Origin of the sequence: Thermomonospora cellulosilytica (assembly GCF_014138835.1) — a bacterium.
In the GTDB taxonomy this organism is placed as follows: domain Bacteria; phylum Actinomycetota; class Actinomycetes; order Streptosporangiales; family Streptosporangiaceae; genus Thermomonospora; species Thermomonospora amylolytica.
Window position 1 is genome coordinate 5,160,726 of record NZ_JACJII010000001.1, and the last position, 16,827, is coordinate 5,177,552.

General features: G+C 71.8%; 18 protein-coding genes. 5 read left to right on the top strand and 13 right to left on the bottom strand.

Annotated elements, in window-relative coordinates; genetic code table 11:
- Nucleotides 1-2: 2 nt before the first annotated feature.
- The 7 genes from HNR21_RS24405 to HNR21_RS24435 form a co-directional block, all read right to left on the bottom strand.
- Complete coding sequence (locus tag HNR21_RS24405) at nt 3-566, bottom strand: hypothetical protein (RefSeq protein WP_182707054.1); 564 nt, start codon at nt 564-566, stop codon at nt 3-5.
- Between the two features lie 75 nt (nt 567-641).
- The gene (locus tag HNR21_RS24410) at nt 642-902 is read right to left on the bottom strand and encodes a hypothetical protein (protein WP_182707055.1); all 261 of its coding nucleotides are present in this window, start codon (nt 900-902) and stop codon (nt 642-644) included.
- A complete protein-coding gene (locus HNR21_RS24415) occupies nt 902-1,690 on the bottom strand; it encodes a hypothetical protein (RefSeq protein WP_182707056.1) in 789 nt (262 codons plus the stop codon). The genes HNR21_RS24410 and HNR21_RS24415 overlap by 1 nt, the downstream gene beginning before the upstream one ends.
- A complete protein-coding gene (locus tag HNR21_RS24420; RefSeq protein WP_182707057.1) occupies nt 1,687-2,625 on the bottom strand; it encodes a recombinase RecT in 939 nt (312 codons plus the stop codon). The genes HNR21_RS24415 and HNR21_RS24420 overlap by 4 nt, the downstream gene beginning before the upstream one ends.
- Nucleotides 2,622-3,596: a YqaJ viral recombinase family nuclease gene (locus HNR21_RS24425; protein ID WP_182707058.1), complete on the bottom strand. Its 975-nt coding sequence runs from the start codon at nt 3,594-3,596 to the stop codon at nt 2,622-2,624. The genes HNR21_RS24420 and HNR21_RS24425 overlap by 4 nt, the downstream gene beginning before the upstream one ends.
- Nucleotides 3,593-4,084 carry a hypothetical protein gene (locus tag HNR21_RS24430; protein WP_182707059.1) on the bottom strand — a complete coding sequence of 164 codons (492 nt, stop codon included), beginning with the start codon at nt 4,082-4,084 and terminating at the stop codon, nt 3,593-3,595. The genes HNR21_RS24425 and HNR21_RS24430 overlap by 4 nt, the downstream gene beginning before the upstream one ends.
- 62 nt (nt 4,085-4,146) lie before the next feature.
- Entirely contained in the window at nt 4,147-4,602 is a 456-nt protein-coding gene (locus tag HNR21_RS24435) for a helix-turn-helix domain-containing protein (protein ID WP_182707060.1), read from the bottom strand.
- Between the two features lie 242 nt (nt 4,603-4,844).
- Between HNR21_RS24435 and HNR21_RS24440 the strand changes: the two genes are divergently transcribed.
- From HNR21_RS24440 to HNR21_RS24450, 3 genes are all read left to right on the top strand, one after another.
- Nucleotides 4,845-5,306, top strand: coding sequence for a hypothetical protein (locus HNR21_RS24440; RefSeq protein ID WP_182707061.1), 462 nt, complete (start codon nt 4,845-4,847; stop codon nt 5,304-5,306).
- A gap of 112 nt (nt 5,307-5,418) precedes the next feature.
- Nucleotides 5,419-6,177, top strand: coding sequence for a hypothetical protein (locus HNR21_RS24445; protein WP_182707062.1), 759 nt, complete (start codon nt 5,419-5,421; stop codon nt 6,175-6,177).
- 53 nt (nt 6,178-6,230) lie between these two features.
- On the top strand, nt 6,231-7,955 hold the full coding sequence (locus HNR21_RS24450) for a zinc finger domain-containing protein (RefSeq protein ID WP_182707063.1): 1,725 nt from the start codon (nt 6,231-6,233) through the stop codon (nt 7,953-7,955).
- A gap of 95 nt (nt 7,956-8,050) precedes the next feature.
- Here HNR21_RS24450 and HNR21_RS24455 read toward each other — a convergent pair whose 3' ends face one another.
- The 5 genes from HNR21_RS24455 to HNR21_RS24475 form a co-directional block, all read right to left on the bottom strand.
- Nucleotides 8,051-8,956: a carbohydrate ABC transporter permease gene (locus tag HNR21_RS24455; protein ID WP_119730581.1), complete on the bottom strand. Its 906-nt coding sequence runs from the start codon at nt 8,954-8,956 to the stop codon at nt 8,051-8,053.
- A 7-nt stretch (nt 8,957-8,963) separates the two neighbouring features.
- A complete protein-coding gene (locus tag HNR21_RS24460) occupies nt 8,964-10,400 on the bottom strand; it encodes a carbohydrate ABC transporter permease (RefSeq protein WP_182707064.1) in 1,437 nt (478 codons plus the stop codon).
- A gap of 116 nt (nt 10,401-10,516) precedes the next feature.
- Entirely contained in the window at nt 10,517-11,842 is a 1,326-nt protein-coding gene (locus HNR21_RS24465; protein ID WP_182707065.1) for an ABC transporter substrate-binding protein, read from the bottom strand.
- Nucleotides 11,839-13,068 (bottom strand): ABC transporter ATP-binding protein, encoded by a 1,230-nt coding sequence (locus HNR21_RS24470; RefSeq protein ID WP_119730584.1) that lies wholly within the window; start codon nt 13,066-13,068, stop codon nt 11,839-11,841. The genes HNR21_RS24465 and HNR21_RS24470 overlap by 4 nt, the downstream gene beginning before the upstream one ends.
- Before the next feature lie 207 nt (nt 13,069-13,275).
- Nucleotides 13,276-14,397, bottom strand: a complete 1,122-nt coding sequence (locus HNR21_RS24475; protein WP_182707066.1) for a M24 family metallopeptidase — start codon at nt 14,395-14,397, stop codon at nt 13,276-13,278.
- Nucleotides 14,398-14,497: 100 nt separating this feature from the next.
- Here HNR21_RS24475 and HNR21_RS24480 point away from each other — a divergent pair, with 100 nt between their 5' ends.
- Together HNR21_RS24480 and HNR21_RS24485 are read left to right on the top strand one after the other, a co-directional pair.
- Nucleotides 14,498-15,427, top strand: coding sequence for a 5'-3' exonuclease (locus HNR21_RS24480; RefSeq protein ID WP_182707067.1), 930 nt, complete (start codon nt 14,498-14,500; stop codon nt 15,425-15,427).
- Between the two features lie 172 nt (nt 15,428-15,599).
- Complete coding sequence (locus HNR21_RS24485; RefSeq protein ID WP_182707068.1) at nt 15,600-16,415, top strand: hypothetical protein; 816 nt, start codon at nt 15,600-15,602, stop codon at nt 16,413-16,415.
- A 114-nt stretch (nt 16,416-16,529) separates the two neighbouring features.
- Here the strand turns inward: HNR21_RS24485 and HNR21_RS24490 are convergent, their stop codons facing one another.
- The gene (locus tag HNR21_RS24490) at nt 16,530-16,718 is read right to left on the bottom strand and encodes a hypothetical protein (RefSeq protein WP_182707069.1); all 189 of its coding nucleotides are present in this window, start codon (nt 16,716-16,718) and stop codon (nt 16,530-16,532) included.
- Between the last annotated feature and the right edge of the window lie 109 nt (nt 16,719-16,827).

Genomic DNA, 16,827 nt, shown 5'->3' on the forward strand with positions numbered 1-16,827 from the left:
GGCTACGCCCTGGCCGGTGCGGTGCGGGGCGCGTCGGCTCCGGCCACGGGCCGGTCCCCGGCCGGGGCCGGCGGGACGTTCGGCGTGGCCGGGTAGGCGGGCTGTCCCTGCGGCGGGGTCTGCCGCTGGGACTCCTCCACCTCCTCCAGCCGGTCGGGCGCGATCAGCTGCAGAAGGTGCCGCAGGTCCTCGGTCTGGTCGCTGGTCTCCTTGTGCGCGATGACCAGGCCGTCGCGCTCGGCGGTCTTGACCTGCAGAACCTGGCCAGCCCGTTCGGCGTCCTGGCGGGTGCGGGCCAGCTCGGCCTCCAGCCGGGTGATCTCGGCCTCGCGGTCCCCGATGTGGCGCTGCACCTCGCCGATCTCTTCGTTCAGGTGGGTGATCTGGCGGGCGCCGTCCCGCTGGGTCGCCAGCAGCTGCCGGTACATGTCCAAGAAGCGGGTGATGGTGCCCGGGGACTTGAACGACAGCACCGGCACCTGCGGGGTGCCGTTCGACGTCGTGGCCGGGGCACCGTTGGTGCTGTCCAGTTGGCCGACGGAGGAGTTGGGGCGGCTGATACGCATGGTTGTTGCTCCAATCAGTTGGGGGGCGGCGGCTGAGGGGGTGCCGCGAGCGGGCGGGGCACCCCCTCAGCCGGGTCAGGTCGGCTCCCTGTCCGGGGGCCGCTGGTCGGCGGCGTCGGCCGCCTGGCGGGGGCTGGGGGTCTCCAGCCAGTTCAGGAGTTCCTCGACCGGGCTCCGCCAGGTCACCCGGTCGAGGGTGTCGGCGGGGACGACCCGGGCCGGTTCGATCTCGGCGGTCATCCATTCGGCGAACCGCTCGGCCAGCGGCAGCCGCTCCCGGGCAAACGGGCCGTAGGCGATCCGGCCCTCCTCGAGGGTGATGAGCACGGCCCACATCAGGAACCGCCTCCGATCGGCAGGGCGGTGACGGTGGCAGCGGTGGCGTCGTCGGCGGCGCGGCGGACCGCGTCGGCCAGCCAGACCGGCAGGGAGCACCTGCCGGGGTCCATGCCGAGGGCCCGCCGTACCTGGGTGTGCATCTGGGTCAGGTCGTCTACGGTCGGCAGGGACGCGGGGTGGCCGCCGTCGTCACGCACCTGCCAGCCGGTCAGGACGACCGGCCCGGCGCACACCCACACGTCCGCGCCGAACACCCGCGTCAGCACGGACCCGACCAGGTTGCGGGGGTAGCGGTCCGGCTGGGCCTGAGCGTTGCGGGCGACCCAGCCGACCAGCCCGGGTCCGGGGTGCAGCGGGATACGGGTCGCGTCGCCGTCCAGCTCTGCCCGCCACTCCCCCGTCTTGATCTCGAGGTCACCGTCCGGGGTGATCAGCGCGTAGGTGATGCCCGGGGGGCGGGGGGCGTCGCGTCGGATCTGGTGGTCGGGGACCTCGACCGCAGCGACGACCACTTCCCAGTGGCCTCGCCGCTTGGGGTGCGGGAACACCCAGGGGCGGCCGGTGTCAGCGCTGGTCAGCCGGTACTGGTGGGAGCCGTGCTCCTCCCAGACGGCTCCCTCGGTGCGGACGAAGTTGCCCAGCAGCCAGGTGTCGGCGGCGGTCATGGCCTCTACCGGGGTGGCCCAGGGGCCGATCTCCTCGGGGGCCTGCCGCTGGGGCGGCTGCGGCACCTGCGGGTGGTCCCCCTTGATGGGGCGGATGTAGGCGGTCCAGGCGATCGTCATGACCGGGCCTCCTCGGCGGTGCTGGCGGCCGGGGCGTCGCCGTTCGGCTGGGCCTGGTCGACGGTGCGGCGGATGGTGACCTCGACGGGGTCGGCCTTAGGGTCGGGGTCCTCGCGCACTCCGTCGTCGACCGCCAGGGCGACGCCCAGGTCCGCGCTGATGGGGAGGTCCTTGACCAGCGGGCCGCGGATCATGGTCTTGCGCGCCATCTGCTCGAAGTGGGTGATCCACGGGCCGGTGATCTGGCCGTTCGTGCGGCGCGCGTACTTGTCCCGGTGCTGTTCCATGCGCTGCTGGGACCAGTGCTCGGTGACGACCACGCCGCCGTCGAGCTGCGCGACCGCGTAGTACTTCGACGGGCGGCCGCGGTCGTCGTCCATGCTCGGCCGGTGCACCAGCCGGTCGCGGCACTGGCCGTTCTCCACCACGAACTCGGAGAAGAACTCGTCCTTGCTGTAGACGGTGCGGGTGGAGATGGCCTTGACGTCGGGGTGCCGGTACGCCAGCTCGATGTACCCCCGGTAGCCGATGAGGAGAGTGGCCTCGTACTGCCCGGTGAGGGGGTTGACGTCCGGGATCAGCCAGGCGTGGTTGAGGCCGGGGACTCCGGGCCGCAACCCGAGCTGCGCGCAGGTCATCAGCGCGCCGACGACGGTCTGGGCATCGCAGCGGGCCAGCTCGGGGGTGCCGCCGATGCAGGTGAGGGCGTCCCGGATGAGGCGGGCGGAGCTGGTGCCCTCGGGCATCGCCTCCCGGAACGCCGCCTCCATGGCGGTGATCTGCTCGTTGAGGGAACGCACCTGCTTACGCAGCGCGCGGGGGTCCGCGTCGGCGCCAGCGTCGGTGTCGGCGCCGGCGTCGGTGTCGGTGTCGGTGTCGGCGGGCCGGTACTCGTCGGCCTTCTTGCGGGCGCGTGTGGCCAGGCTGGAGGTCATCGGGCAGCCTTCCGGAGGATCTTGGAGTCGAACTGGCGGTATCGGGTCTCGGTGACGGTGTCGGCGGCGGCGTCGGGGTGCCGCTCCCGCAGGGCCTTGATGTCGGCCCTGGCCTTGGCGCGGTTGTTGCGGGTGGCCACCAGGACGCCGTCGTGATACGCCTCGGTGGCCTCGCCCATCTCGTAGGACATCTGGGCGCGCAGCTCCGCCTTGCGGGCGTCGGCGCTCTTCCACTGCTCGTGGACCTGGCTGTACTCCTCCAGCAGGGCCATGAACGCCTCATCGACGTCCACCCGCTTGCCGGGGATGCCGGTCGGGAACAGGCGGTCGACCAGGTCCTCGGCGGCCTCGCCCTCCAGCGGCGGCGGGTTGCGGTCCACGACCCGCTGCCACAGGTCCGCCTCCATGAGGCGGATGTCGGCGATCAGCCCCTCATCCCGCTCCACGCGTCGGATAACCGGGGGTTCACCTCCGACCTGGGCGATCACCCAGGCGTGGGTGCGGCCGGTGACGTCCATGTAGTGCTGGGACTGCGCCTCCGCACCGTCAGCGACCTCGTCGCCGGTCCACTCTCCGCGCCGCCAGTAGTTGGTGTTCTTGATCTCCAGCACCCCGCCGTCCGGGGTGAGGCCGTCGACGTTGGCGAGCTGCCAGGGACGCTGGCGGCTGCGGAGCATCCCCGGCTTGACGACGGGCAGGCCGGTCCGCTCGGTGAACCACTCGCGGATGGCGGGCTCCACGATCTGCCCCCAGCGCATCCTGTTGTTGGGCCGCCGCTCGGGCAGACGGCCGAGCTTGTCCAGGTAGACCTCCAGGCGGCTCTTGTCGGGGTCGAGGCCCAGGCAGGCCAGCGCCTCGGAGCCGCCGATGCCGGTCCGGCGGGCCTGCAGCCACACCGGGCGTGGCGCGTCCGGCTCCAGTAGCACCTGGCACATCCCGCCCAGATCGGCCTGCAGCAGCGCCGGGGTCATCGCGTGCCCTCCGGGGCGGCGGCCAGCAGGACGGCCAGGGTCTCCTTGACGCGGCGGGCGTAGGCGTCGCCGTTCTGCTGGGCGGCGTACAGCGCCGTCTGCAGGGCGGTGAACACGGCGCGGGCGGCGGCGGTCGGCAGGCCGGGCGCGAGGGTGGTCAGCGCCCGCGTGATGGTGGCCTCGGCCAGGTCGCGGTTGAAGGCGTCGCGGGCCAGGTCCATCCAGACCTGCGGCAGCTCGGCCGCGGTCGGCAGGACGATCTCGCCGGTCCCGTGCAGCGCCCGGTAGCAGCCGGGGCAGCCGTCCAGCAGCGGCGGCCCGTCCGGGTCGGGGTTGAGCATCGTGGCCAGGAACGGGCGGCCTCGCTGCCAGTCGGCGGGGCGGGCCGTGAAGCAGACCTCGCAGCGCGGCTGCTGGCCGAACGTCTGCGGGAAGATCACCGGCCGCTCGACCGGCGGCGGATTTTCAGGGATCTGCGTGAGGGGCACGGTTGTCCTTTCGGGTCGTGGTGGGGACACGAACGTTCGTGGTGGAGACACGAACGTGCTGGTCAGGAGCGGCGTCGGGAGTCCCGGCGCGGAGGGGCGGGCTCGCGGGCGGCGTCGGCGACGAGCTTTTCGATCTGCTCGTGGGTGAAGCCGATCTCGCGGCCGACCTGCGTGTAGGCGATCTGGCCCTGGCTGGCCCGGTTCCGCAGGGTCCGCGCGGACACCCCCGGGAGCAGCGCCGCGACGTATTCAGGGGTGTGGGTGTGCGCGATGGTGACCGTGCAGTCCTCGATGGCCGCCAGCTGCGGGTCGGCTCCGATCAGCTCCTCCTCCGACACCTCGGCCGCCCTGGCGAAGTCCCGGATGACGTGCAGGGACACCGGGCGTCCGCGGAGCGCCGACCGCACCGTGCTGGGGTGCCGGCCGGAGCGCTCGGCGAGGTTGCGGATGTCCTCGGCCGTGCCGCACAGCTCCCGTAGGCGCAGCACGTTGGGAGAGACCACACGTGTTGGAGGCATGTGGGAGAGAGTAGGACTCATTAAGAGTCAACGCAAGAGCTAGTGAGAGTTGATGAGAGTCACAGGGAGTCGTGATAGGTCGTCGGTGGTCGCGAGGGGGCGGTAGAGGGGGATGGTGTTGTTTCCATCACCGAAACGAGATGCTGCGATCAACGGCTCTCAGGGCTAGCCTGAGCGAGTCCTACTCACTCCGACTCGCTCACTCCGGCTCGGGCTCGCGCCGGCGTCGACGGAGGGCTCTGATGGCGGCCACCTCGATACCCCAGGGCGACTGGCAGCGCCTGGGGGATCTGCTGATCTCCCGCCGGGTCGAACTCGGCTACCAGGAGCGCAGCGCCTGGTGCAAAGCGACCGGACTGAACTACAAGACGGTCACCGACATCGAGCTGGCCAAGCGAAGCAACTTCGGCCCCCAGATGCTGGCGAAGATCGAGCTGGCCTACCAGTGGGAGCCGGGCAGCATCAAGCGGGTCCTGCAGGGTGGCCCGCCCGTTCCCCGGCGCACGGAGGAGAGGGACGCCGACCGCTACCCAGAAGGCGTGGGCGGCGACCCGTTTTTGGAGTACATCTGGGACTACCCCGAGGCCAGCGACCTGGAGCGCCGCACGGCCGTCAGGGCGGTGCAGGAGCTGCGGCGGGCGGCGTTGGACGCGGCGCGCGAGGCCCTTGAAACGGGCGTCATCCGACTCCGTCAGGCAGAATGACAGTAACGGTCATAACGGATGAGTAAAAACGTCGGTTTTATGCGCCGTAATAGTCGGTTTGCTGCTTTGCTACCCGTCTGTCGAGAAGGACAGACTGGGGGTAAACAGACTGGTGGGAAGAAGCATCGACGTACTGCAGGAACGAATCAACACCCTGGAGGCACGTCTCGCCGAGTTGCCCGCGCACGCGCAGGAGGAGCGCATCCAGGCGCAGGCCGACCTGGTCGCCATGCGGGCTGCACTGAGAGTGCTGCAGGAGGACTACGAGGAACGCGCGAGATGGCGGCGCCGCGTGTTCTACGTGATCAAGGGGGGAGCCGGAGCCATCGCCGCACCCGTGGCGGCCATGGCCGCCAGCCGCCACAGGACGCGAAGGGCGCGGCAAGCCTTGCAGTCCCGGCAGGGAGTCCTGCTGGCGGCAGGGGCCGCCGCCGCAGTGACGACCGGCGCGATAGCGGCGATCAACATGTCGGCAGAGGACAAGCGCTCCATAAGCCCACCGACCCCGCCGGCGGCGATGCCCACGGCGCCGGGCACCCCCTCCGCCTCGCCGGGTACCCGCACCCCGTCCACATCGGGCAGCCCCCGGCCCGTCCCGCCCGTGGTGCCGTCGGGCGGGACGTTGCCGGGAGCGTCGCCCGCGCCGTCGCAGACGACCACTCCTGAGGGCACGGCGCGCCCCTCGCGGACCCCCGTACGCCCCCGCCCCGCTGACCCCGACAAGCCCCAACGTCCCCACCCCTCACCCCCGCCCCCGACCTCGTCCCCGCCTCCGGCGGGTGACCCGGTCTCCCACTGCATCATCGAGCTGTCGGCCCAGGTGGGTCGGCTGCTAGCGATCGAGATCTGCGTCGGGCGGTACGGGGAATAAGCCCGAGCTGCAGGAAGGAGGAAGGCCGGGGCGGCTCGCCCCGGCCTTTGCTCATGGCGTACACCGAGTCACGTGGAAAATTTTATCGAGGACGCTACAGAAACCCGCCAGGTGTCCGACCGAAATGGGGAACAGTATCCGAAAACCTGAACGGGGAACCGTTCTTCAGGAAGACCGATGCGTTGCGGGCGGCGCAGAACAAAGAGGCGGAGATGCACCGCCTGGCCAATGAGTGGCAAGGGCCCGTCCCCGATCCGCCCGTCCCCTTCGGGGAGTGGCTGCGGATGCTGCAGGCCCAGCGGCGCGCCCGTGGTGAACGCGACCTCACCGCTGGCGCCATCACGCTGCAGGAGTGGGTGGAGACCAAGTGGCTCCCCGCGCAGGATCTGGCGGTGCTCAGCATCCGCAACTACAGGCAGCACCTCAGGAACCGCATCCTCCCCACCTTCGGGCACCGCCCCCTCTACACCCTGACCGACTTCGAAGAGATCAACCTGTGGGAGAAGCAGCTCCGCACGCGGTACATGGACAACACCGTCAGCAACACCCGGAGCCTGCTTACAACCCTCCTCAACGACGCCAGGGACGCCGGCCTGGTCGATGTGAACGCCGCAGCGCGGCGGCGACGCCGCGGCAAGGTCGCCGAGCAGCGCAAGGGACGCACGAAGAAGGTCCGGGAGTGGCTGACGCCGCTGCAGGTGCTGCTGCTGGCCGAGCGGTGCGCGGCGTTGACTGGCCGTGACGACGACTTCGTCATGTGGATCACCGACGCCTGGTGCGGGCTGCGCTGGGGTGAGCTGATGGCGGTCCGCGGCGACCGGATCCGTGACGGCAAGCTCATCGTCGATGCCCAGCTGATCGAGCTGGATCAGCGGCATCTGCTCTCCGATCCCAAGGACGGGTCGTTCCGCAACGACGATCCGAGGTTCTTCGGGGCGCTAGACCTGCCGCCGTTCTTGGAGGCGCTGCTGCGGCGGCAGATCGAGCGGCGGCGGCGGCTGGAGTGCCACTGCGACGGCCTGTGCGGCGCCGGCCGGTTCCTGTTCCTGGCCCAGGAGGGGGGACACATCCGCCACCGCAACTACAGCGAGTTCCCCTGGCGGGCGGCCTGTCATGGGAAGGCTCCCGAGTCCGGCCCGGAGCGACCAGTGCTGGTCGACATGGCGTACGGCTGGCCCGGCGTGGAGCTGAAACCGGCGTGGCGGGCGGTCGAGGGGGCGGACTGGACTCCGCCCCGGGGCCGTGGGCAGCCGCGCTGGGACCTGCCGGTCATCGACGCGCACGTTCTGCCCTGCCCGAACCGCAAGTGCGGAGCCCGCCCCGGGGAGGAGTGCCGGTCCGTCAATGGGCTGCCAAAGAGGCAGCCGCACGCCGGCCGCCTGACCGCCGCGGTCGAGCAAGGTCATGTCCGGGAGCGGCGGCTGGCGACCTGGCTGCCGATCAAGGCGGGCCTGACCCCTCACGGGCTGCGGCATAGCCTCCGCGTATGGATGGACGAGGATCGCATCCCGGAGGTGGCGAAGCTGGACCGGCTCGGGCATTCGATGCCGGGGATTGGCGGCACCTACGCGCACGTGTCGGAGAGCATGCGACAAGAGCTGGTGGAGAAGCTGCAGCAGCGGTGGGAGACGGCGCTGCGTCAGCGGGCGCGGATGTCCGCCACCTCGACGGTCGCGGTACTCAGGGACCTACTCGTCTCCCAAACGCAGATATCTGCCCCGGTTCGTCTCCCAATCGTCTCCCAACCGGCGGAGCGAACGACGGATCCGCGTGGATGATCATGGCCGGTGATGGTCTCCGGCAGCCGGGAAGCAGCGTCCCCGGGGCCGAACGCGGCCCCGGGGACATCAATATTTCCGCAGGTCAAGCTGGTCTACTTGACCGAGCCGGCCAGGACGCCCTGCACGAAGTAGCGCTGGAAGGCGAAGAAGACGACCAGCGGGACCAGCATCGACAGGAAGGCCCCGGAGGAGATGATGTCGATGTTGGCGCCGAACTGGCGGGTCTGCTGCTGGATCGCCACGGTCAGCGGGTAGGAGTCCTCGTCGCCGAAGATCAGCGCGATCAGCAGGTCGTTCCACACCCACAGGAACTGGAAGATCGCCAGCGAGGCGATCGCCGGACCGCCCAGGGGGAAGATCACCCGGCGGAAGATGGTCCACTCGGTGCCGCCGTCCATCCGCGCCGCCTCCAGCAGGTCCCGCGGGATCCCGGCGAAGTAGTTGCGCAGCAGGAAGATCGCGAACGGCAGCCCGAACGCGGTGTGGAACAGCACGATCCCCGGCACCGTGCCGAACAGGCCGATGTCGCCGAACAGGCTGATCAGCGGGATCAGCCCGACCTGGACGGGCACCACCAGCAGCGCCACCACGCCCAGGAACAGCCAGTCGCGGCCGGGGAACTCGATCCAGGCGAACGCGTAGGCCGCCAGCGCCGCCACGACCACCACCAGCAGCGTGGTCGGCACGGTGATCAGGAAGGTGTTGACGAAGCTCCGCGCGATCGAGTCGTTCTCCAGCAGGTTGCCGTAGTTGGCCAGGGTGAGCTGGGCGGGCGCGGTCAGCGCGGTCCACCAGCCGCTGCTGCCGCTGTCGGCCGAACTGCGCAGCGACGCCACGAACAGCCCGATGGTGGGCACCAGCCAGATCAGCGCGATCAGCACCAGCAGGGCCTGCACGGCCCCGCCGCCCAGCCGGCCGACGATCCGGGAGGCCACCGACCGGCGCGGCGCGCCCGCCGCCCGTCCGGTGCCCGGTTCGGCCTTGGTGGTGACGGTCATCGGCGGCTCACCCCTGTTCGGACCGGAATCGGCGGATGTTGAAGATCATCGCGGGCAGCACCAGCAGGAACAGCACCACCGCGATCGCGCTGCCCAGCCCCTGGTCGGGGCTCTCCCCGATGAACGACACCAGGTACATCCGCAGCGCCAGCACGTTGGCGTCCTGGATCGAGGAGCCGGGCGCCATGATGTACACCAGGTCGAAGATCTTCAGGACGTTGATCACCAGCGTCACGAACACCACCACCAGCACCGGCGCCAGCAGCGGGATCGTCACCCGCCGGAACACCTGCCACTCGGTGGCCCCGTCGACGCGGGCGGCCTCCAGCGCGTCCCGCGGGATGGCGGCCAGCCCGGCGCCGATCAGCACCATGGCGAACCCGGCCCACATCCACACATACGCGCCGATGATCGCCGGGGTCACCAGGTTCGGCCCCAGCCAGGTCACCCCGCCGTAGGGCGGAGTGAAGTTGGACTCGGCCAGCCGCAGCGTGTAGGACCCGTCGGGCACGGCGAGCCGGAAGGTGCCGTCGTCGCGGGAGGTGGTGGTGGCCACGACCTTCCCGCCCTGCAGCGCCTCGATCTCGACCTTGGGCAGGCCCTTCTCGTTGCCGTCGATCTGGTTGGGCTTGCCGCCGCCGGGCGCGAAGTCGGCCCACACGGTGCCGGTGACGGCGCCGGGCTCGGCGGTGGCCGCCTTCGCGGCCTTCAGGCCCTGCTGCTTGGCCGGGGCGAGCGCCACCAGCGGCAGCGTCACCGGCTGCCCGGGCCGGACCTGCGCGGTGGTGGAGAACCCGCCGCCGTCCGGCCGCAGCGGGCTGCCCTGCTCACGGGGCCGCACCCCCGGATACGGCGACGGGGAGGCGAACGTGTCGTGCACGCCGACCGCGATCGCGTTGAGCACGCCGCGTTCGGGCGAGTGGTCGTACACCAGGGTGAAGATCACGCCGGCGGCGACCATCGAGATCGCCATCGGCATGAACACGATGATCTTGAACGCGGCGGCCCACCGGATCCGCTCGGTGAGCACCGCGAAGATCAGCCCGCAGGCGGTGATCAGCGCGGGCGCCACCGCCACCCAGATGGCGTTGTTCTTCAGCGCCGTGAAGGTGGCCGAGTCGGTGAACATCGCCGTGTAGTTGTCCAGCCCGACGAACGTGTCCCCGTCGGCGTCGAACAGGCTCCGCCAGATCGTGTACAGGATCGGGTACACCACCAGCAGGCCCAGCAGGATCAACGCGGGGGCCAGGAAACCCCCGGCCAGCCAGGGCGGCGGTCCCAGCCGTCCCTTCTCGGCTGCGGCGCCGCCCTTCGCCGCGGAGGTTCCGGCGACCGCCGCGGCGCGGTCGCCGGCCGGACCCGGGGCGGGCGGGGATGAGCCGGCGCCGGACGCGTCGTCCGGCCGCTGCTCGCGCGGCGCGGGCGGGTCGGAGGTGTCTGTCATCGCACACTCTCCCGGAGAGCTGCTCGGCGGGTGGAACGAGAGGTCGGGCGGGCACGGGGACCGCTGGGCGGGACGGGCCGGGACACCGCGGCCCGTCCCGCACGGTCACCGGCGGGTCACTTGAACGCCTTGGCTGCGGCCTCCTCCAGCTTCTCGGCGGTGCCGTCCACGTCAGACGGGTTGGCCAGGAAGTCCTGCAGGATCTTCCACTCGCCGGCGCCCTTGGTGCCGCCGAACGCCGCCGGCGCCAGGTCGGACATGTCGAACCGGAAGTCGTTGCCGGCGTCGATCACCGCCTTGGCGATGCGCCGCTGCACCTCGTCGGGGTAGGACGCCAGGTCCACCGCCTTGTTCGGGGAGATGAAGCCGCCCTGCTTGGCCCAGACCTCCGCGGCCTCGGGCGAGGCGAGGAACTTCATCAGCTCGCGGGCGCCCTGGGTGTCCTTCATCATCACCGCGACGTCACCGGCGCCCACCACCGGGGCCTTGGCGCCGACCGCCGGGAAGGGGAAGAAGTCGGCGTCGGATCCGATCTTGGACTTGGTGTTGGTGCTGATCTCCGAGGCGATGAAGTCGGCGCCCGGCAGCATCGCGGCCTTCGGCGAGTCGCCGAACACCGCCGGCACCGAGGCGGGGAACTCGGTCTGCAGCGCGCCGTCGCGCCCGCCGGCCAGGAAGTTGTCCTTGCCCCAGATCTCGGCCAGCTTGCGCAGCGACTCCTTGACCGTCTCGTCGGTGTAGGGGATCTCGTGCTTGGACAGCTGGTCGTACTTCTCGGGCCCGGCCACCGACAGGTAGACGTTCTCGAACCAGTCGGTCAGCACCCAGCCGTCGGCCGCGCCGACCGAGATCGGCGTGGCGCCGGAGTCCGACAGGGTCTGCGCCGTCTTCACGAAGTCCGCCCAGGTGGCGGGGGGCTGGGCGATGCCGGCGTCGGTGAAGGCCTGCTTGCGGTACCAGACGGTGGACTTGCTGGAGGCCTTGAAGTAGACCCCGTACATCGTGCCGTTGTGCGAGCCCAGCTCCTGCCAGACCTGGGAGAAGTTCTGCTTGACGGCGTTCTGCGTGTCGGCGGGCAGCGGCTTGATCCAGCCCTTGCTGGCGAACTCCACCAGCACGCCCTGCTGCGGCAGGAACGCCACGTCCGGGGCGGCGTTCCCGTTCACCTTGGAGCCCAGGTAGGCGGCGACGTTGTCGCCGGTGGGGGTGTAGGTGACCTTGGCGCCGGTGCGCTCGCTGAACGCGTCCAGGACCTTCTGGAACTTGGCCCCCTCGTTGGACCCCGTCCAGATCGAGGCGACCGTGATGGTCTGCCCCTTCAGCGGCCCGTCGCCGCCGCCGTCGTCGTCCCCGCCGCCGCAGGCGGCCGCGGTGGAGACGGCCAAGCCCGCCGCCAGCGTGACGCCCAGCATCCGCCGGCGGCTCCACATTACGTCCCTCATTCGGATTCCTTCCTCGGGGAAGGCGCCGCCGAGTCCCAGATCGAGGCGCCTGTCTCGGGATCGAAGAAGTGCATGCGCGCGGTGTCGACCTGCGCCGCCACCGGGTCGCCGACCTTGACGCGGGTACGGGGGCTGAACCGGGCGACCAGCGGGGCACCGCCCTGCGCCGCCTGCTGCGGCGCGTCGGCGCCCGCGTCACGGGCCAGTTCCCGGGTGTCGTCGGTGACGACCAGGTCGGCGTCCACCGAGAAGTGCACCAGCACGTCGGAGCCCATCGCCTCGACCAGGTCGGCGACGCAGGTCAGCCGGGCGTCCTCGGGCCCGGGGGCCAGCTCGGCGTCCTCCATGTCCTCCGGCCTGATCCCGACGACCACCGGCCGGTCCAGGTAGGAGCGCAGCGCCGGGCGCGCGGTCAGCGACTCCGGCGCCACCCGCAGGGACTGGCCGCCGCGGAACTCCACCCGCAGCGCGTCCCCCTCGCCGGTCAGCCGGCCGGTCAGCATGTTCATCGCCGGGGAGCCGATGAACCCGGCCACGAACAGGTTGGCGGGCCGGTCGTACAGCTCCTGCGGCGGCGCGACCTGCTGCAGCACGCCCTTCTTCATCACCGCGACCCGGTCGCCGAGGGTCATCGCCTCGGTCTGGTCGTGGGTGACGTAGATGGTGGTGACGCCCAGGTCGCGCTGGATGCGGGCGATCTCGGCGCGCATCTGCACGCGCAGCTTGGCGTCCAGGTTGGACAGCGGCTCGTCCATCAGGAACGCCTGCGGCTCGCGGACGATCGCCCGGCCCATCGCGACCCGCTGCCGCTGGCCGCCCGACAGGTTGCGGGGCTTGCGGTCCAGGTGGTCGGTCAGGCCCAGCCGTGCGGCGGCGTCCTCGACCTTCCGGCGGATCTCGTCCTTGGGGACCTTGCGCAGCGACAGCCCGAACCCGATGTTGTCGCGCACCGACAGGTGCGGGTACAGCGCGTAGCTCTGGAACACCATCGCCACGTCACGGTCACGGGAGGGCACCCGGTTGACGACCCGGTCGCCGATCCTGATCTCGCCCTCGGAGATGCCCTCCAGCCCGGCCACCATCCGCAGCGCGGTGGTCTTGCCGCAGCCGGACGGGCCCACCAGCACGAGGAACTCCCCGTCGGCGATGTCGAGGTTCAGGTCGGTGACCGCCCGGGTTCCGTCGGGGTAGACCTTGCCGACTCCTGCCAGGACGACCTCGGCCACGACGTCTCCTTCTTGGGCGTACTTACCGCAACATTGCAGACATCCGCACGTAACCCCGGCGGAACACGTAATTGCGTACCCCTGTCCTGTCCGGGGGCGCAAGCATCATGCGCGAGCAGGCCGGTTCGTGAAGAGATCGTTATCGACCGGTCATGGACGCGCAACAGGGCCGGAACGCGCGTTCCGGCCCTGCCCCCGGGCGAACGGTCAGTCCACGACGACCAGGTCGCGGTCCACGTGGTTCATGCTCTCGAAGCCGTCCTCGGTGCACACCACGATGTCCTCGATGCGCGCGCCGTGCGCGCCCGGGTAGATGCCCGGCTCCACCGAGAACGCCATGCCCGGCTCCAGCGGCTCGGTGTTGCCCGCCACGATGTAGGGGTCCTCGTGGGTCTCCAGCCCGATGCCGTGCCCGGTGCGGTGGATGAAGTGCTCGCCGTACCCGGCCTCGGCGATGATCTCCCGGGCGGCGGCGTCCACCGCCTCCGGCGTCACCCCCGGCCGCACCGCCCGGCACGCCGCCTCCTGGGCGCGCCGCAGCACCTCGTAGTAGGCCAGGTAGTCGGCGGGCGGCTCGCCGACGCAGTAGTTGCGGGTCTCGTCGGAGCAGTAGCCGCTGGGCATGGTGCCGCCGATGTCGACCACCACCGGGTCGCCCGGCCGGATCACCCGGTCCGACAGCTCGTGGTGGGGGCTGGCGGCGTTCGGGCCCGACCCCACGATCACGAAGTCCACCCGGGCGTGCCCCTCGGCCACGATCGCCTCGGCGATGTCGCGGCCGACCTCCCGTTCGGTGCGGCCGGCCTTGAGCATGGCGGGCACCTGGCGGTGCACCCGGTCGATCGCCGCGCCGGCCTCGCGCAGCGCGGCCACCTCGGCGGGGCTCTTGCGGATCCGCAGCCGGCCCATCACCCGGCCCGCCGGCACCTGCCGGGCCTGCGGCATCGCGTCGCGGAACCGCAGCGCCATCACCGCCCACATCCGGTCGGCCACCCCGACCGCGTCGATCCCGCCGCCCAGCCGCCGCGCCACCAGCGCGTACGGGTCGTCGGTCTCCTCCCACGGCACCATCTCCACGCCGAGCGCGCCGGCCGGGGAGGCCTGCGCGGCGGCCAGCTCCAGCCGCGGCACCACCAGGAACGGGTCCCCGTCGGCCGGGACCACCAGGCAGGTCAGCCGTTCCAGCTGGATCGCGTCGTAGCCCGTCGCGTAGCGCAGGTCGGGGCCGGGGGTCAGCAGCAGCGCCCCCAGCCCGGCCTCGGCGGTGGCCTCGCGGACGCGGGCGAGGCGGGCGGGCGGATACAACTCCGTCGTCACATCCGGCTTCATCAGTTCACGGTCCTTCGTCGCTTGGCGTGGTTACAGCATTCCAGCACCGGGGCCGGGCGATCGCGGCGGGGACGTCCCCGGCGCGTGGCACGATGACCTCATGAGTGCGCTGATGCTGCTCGACACGCCGTCGCTGTACTTCCGGGCGTTCTTCGGGGTGCCGGAGTCGGTGACCGCCCCGGACGGCACCCCGGTGAACGCGGTCCGCGGGCTGGTCGACATGATCGCCCGGCTGGTCAGGGACCGCGCCCCGGCCCGGCTGGTGTGCTGCATGGACGCCGACTGGCGGCCGGCGTTCCGGGTGGCGGCGCTGCCGTCGTACAAGGCGCACCGGGTCGCCGAGGACGGCGGGGACCAGACCCCCGACCCGCTGGCGGCGCAGTTGCCGATCATCGACGCGGTGCTGGACGCGGTGGGCCTGGTGCGCGCCGGGGTGCCCGGATACGAGGCCGACGACGTAATCGGCACGCTGGCGGCGCGGTGCGCGGCCGAGGGCGGCGCGGTCGACATCGTCACCGGCGACCGGGACCTGTTCCAGCTGGTGGACGAGCGCGGCCCGGTGCAGGTGCTCTACACCGCGCGCGGCATCCGCAACCTGCAGGTGATGGGCGAGAAGGAGGTCGCCGCCAAGTACGGCATCCCCGGCCGCGCCTACGGCGACTACGCCACGCTGCGCGGCGACCCCAGCGACGGGCTGCCGGGCGTGCCGGGGGTGGGCGACAAGACCGCCGCCGCCCTGGTGACCCGGTTCGGGTCGATCGAGGGGATCCTCCGGGCGCTGGACGAGGGCGTCACCGACGGGTTCCCGGCGGGCAGCCGGCTGAAGCTGGCCGCGGCCCGCGACTATCTGGCCGCCGCCGAGACCGTGGTCAAGGTGGTCACCGACATCGACGCGCCCGAGCTGGCGGAGCTGGACGACGCGCTGCCGTCCGCGCCGCGCGACCCCGAGACGCTGGTGGCGCTGGCCGACGAGTGGAACCTGGGCGGCCCGGTCAACCGGCTGCTGAACGCGCTGGCGGCGCGGGCGTGAACCGGCGTGTGTCACATGACGCAGACCACGCGGACGGGGCGGGCGCAGCATGGCGGGTGACCGACTTTCCGCGGCCGGTCGCTCAGCGGGTCGGCGTCCGGGGCGGTAACACCCACTCCCCCTTCGCCCAGGGCGCCGGCCTCCCCGTCGGGACGGCTCGGGACGGCAGGGCATGAACATCTTCGGTGACGCCGCGCACGGGCTGCCGGACCGGCCCGGCGAACGCGCCGCGGGCGGGCCCCGGCGTTCCCAGCACTGCGTGCTGCTGGCCGTGGACGTGGCGGCGTTCACCGACCCGGCGCGCACCGACCGGGTGCAGCTGGCGATCCGCGAGGCGCTGTACGACGTGGTGCCGGGCGCGTTCGACGACTGCCCGCTGGGCTGGGACGGCTGCCTGCACGAGGACCGCGGGGACGGGATGCTGGTGGTGATCCCGGCCCGGATGCCGACGATCACCGTGGTGGATCCGCTGCTGGACCGGCTGGCGGAGCGGCTGCGGCGGCACAACCGGTCGGCGTCCGGCCCGCACGCCGTCCGGCTGCGGGCGGCGGCGCACATCGGCGAGGTCCACCACGACGCGCACGGCCTGGCCGGCACCGCGGTCAACCACCTGTTCCGCCTGCTGGACGCGCCGGCGCTGAAACGGGCGCTGGACGACTCCGGCGGCGAGCTGGCGTTCATCGCCTCGGACTACTTCTACGACAGCGTGGTCCGGCACGCCGAGGGGACGGTGGACCCGGCCGCGTTCTGGCCGGTCACGGTGGAGGTCAAGCAGACCCGGGCGCGCGGCTGGGTGCACCTGCCGCACTCCCCCGCCGGCACCCCGGCGCTGCGCGAGGCCGCGGCCCCCGCCCGGACCGCTCCCCCGGCGCCGCCCGCTCCCGCCCCCGGCCCCGGGAGGCCGGGAGGGGGCATCGCGTTCTTCGGGAACGTGACCGTGCACGGCGACGTGGTCGCCGGGGACAAGATCGTCCGCGGCGACGGCTGACCGGCCGGGACGGCCGCGCCGCCGGGCACGACAGCCGGGACGGCTGCGGCTCGGACCGGCGGTCGGCGACGGCCGGCCGACCGGACGGTCACGGCGCCGATCGGCCCGGCGCGGTCAGCGGTGGCGGGAGCGCGAGCGGGCGCGCCAGCTCGCGGTGGTGCCGCCGAAACCGGCCAGGTGCAGGGAGAGCAGCAGCAGTCCCAGCGTGACGAGGGTGGCGTAGTCGAACGGGTCGGACTGGATGTCGGCCAGGTCGAACAGCAGGGCCAGGCCGAAGATGATCGCCGCGGCAACCGCGAGCATGGTCTCCTCCATCGGGTCGGGCCGCCGCGTTCGCGGCGGCACGCCCCGTGGATGTCCGATCTTGCTCCGGCGAACCGCGGTTCCGGTTTCCGGCCCGACCCTTTACATA

Excerpts from the sequence above, each read along its gene's own strand:
- HNR21_RS24405 (WP_182707054.1), bottom strand. The coding sequence starts at position 566 with ATGCGTATCAGCCGCCCCAACTCCTCCGTCGGCCAACTGGACAGCACC.
- HNR21_RS24410 (WP_182707055.1), bottom strand. The coding sequence starts at position 902 with ATGTGGGCCGTGCTCATCACCCTCGAGGAGGGCCGGATCGCCTACGGC.
- HNR21_RS24415 (WP_182707056.1), bottom strand. The coding sequence starts at position 1,690 with ATGACGATCGCCTGGACCGCCTACATCCGCCCCATCAAGGGGGACCAC.
- HNR21_RS24420 (WP_182707057.1), bottom strand. The coding sequence starts at position 2,625 with ATGACCTCCAGCCTGGCCACACGCGCCCGCAAGAAGGCCGACGAGTAC.
- HNR21_RS24425 (WP_182707058.1), bottom strand. The coding sequence starts at position 3,596 with ATGACCCCGGCGCTGCTGCAGGCCGATCTGGGCGGGATGTGCCAGGTG.
- HNR21_RS24435 (WP_182707060.1), bottom strand. The coding sequence starts at position 4,602 with ATGCCTCCAACACGTGTGGTCTCTCCCAACGTGCTGCGCCTACGGGAG.
- HNR21_RS24440 (WP_182707061.1), top strand. The coding sequence starts at position 4,845 with ATGGCGGCCACCTCGATACCCCAGGGCGACTGGCAGCGCCTGGGGGAT.
- HNR21_RS24450 (WP_182707063.1), top strand. The coding sequence starts at position 6,231 with ATGGCGTACACCGAGTCACGTGGAAAATTTTATCGAGGACGCTACAGA.
- HNR21_RS24455 (WP_119730581.1), bottom strand. The coding sequence starts at position 8,956 with ATGACCGTCACCACCAAGGCCGAACCGGGCACCGGACGGGCGGCGGGC.
- HNR21_RS24460 (WP_182707064.1), bottom strand. The coding sequence starts at position 10,400 with ATGACAGACACCTCCGACCCGCCCGCGCCGCGCGAGCAGCGGCCGGAC.
- HNR21_RS24465 (WP_182707065.1), bottom strand. The coding sequence starts at position 11,842 with ATGAGGGACGTAATGTGGAGCCGCCGGCGGATGCTGGGCGTCACGCTG.
- HNR21_RS24475 (WP_182707066.1), bottom strand. The coding sequence starts at position 14,397 with ATGAAGCCGGATGTGACGACGGAGTTGTATCCGCCCGCCCGCCTCGCC.
- HNR21_RS24480 (WP_182707067.1), top strand. The coding sequence starts at position 14,498 with ATGAGTGCGCTGATGCTGCTCGACACGCCGTCGCTGTACTTCCGGGCG.
- HNR21_RS24485 (WP_182707068.1), top strand. The coding sequence starts at position 15,600 with ATGAACATCTTCGGTGACGCCGCGCACGGGCTGCCGGACCGGCCCGGC.
- HNR21_RS24490 (WP_182707069.1), bottom strand. The coding sequence starts at position 16,718 with ATGCTCGCGGTTGCCGCGGCGATCATCTTCGGCCTGGCCCTGCTGTTC.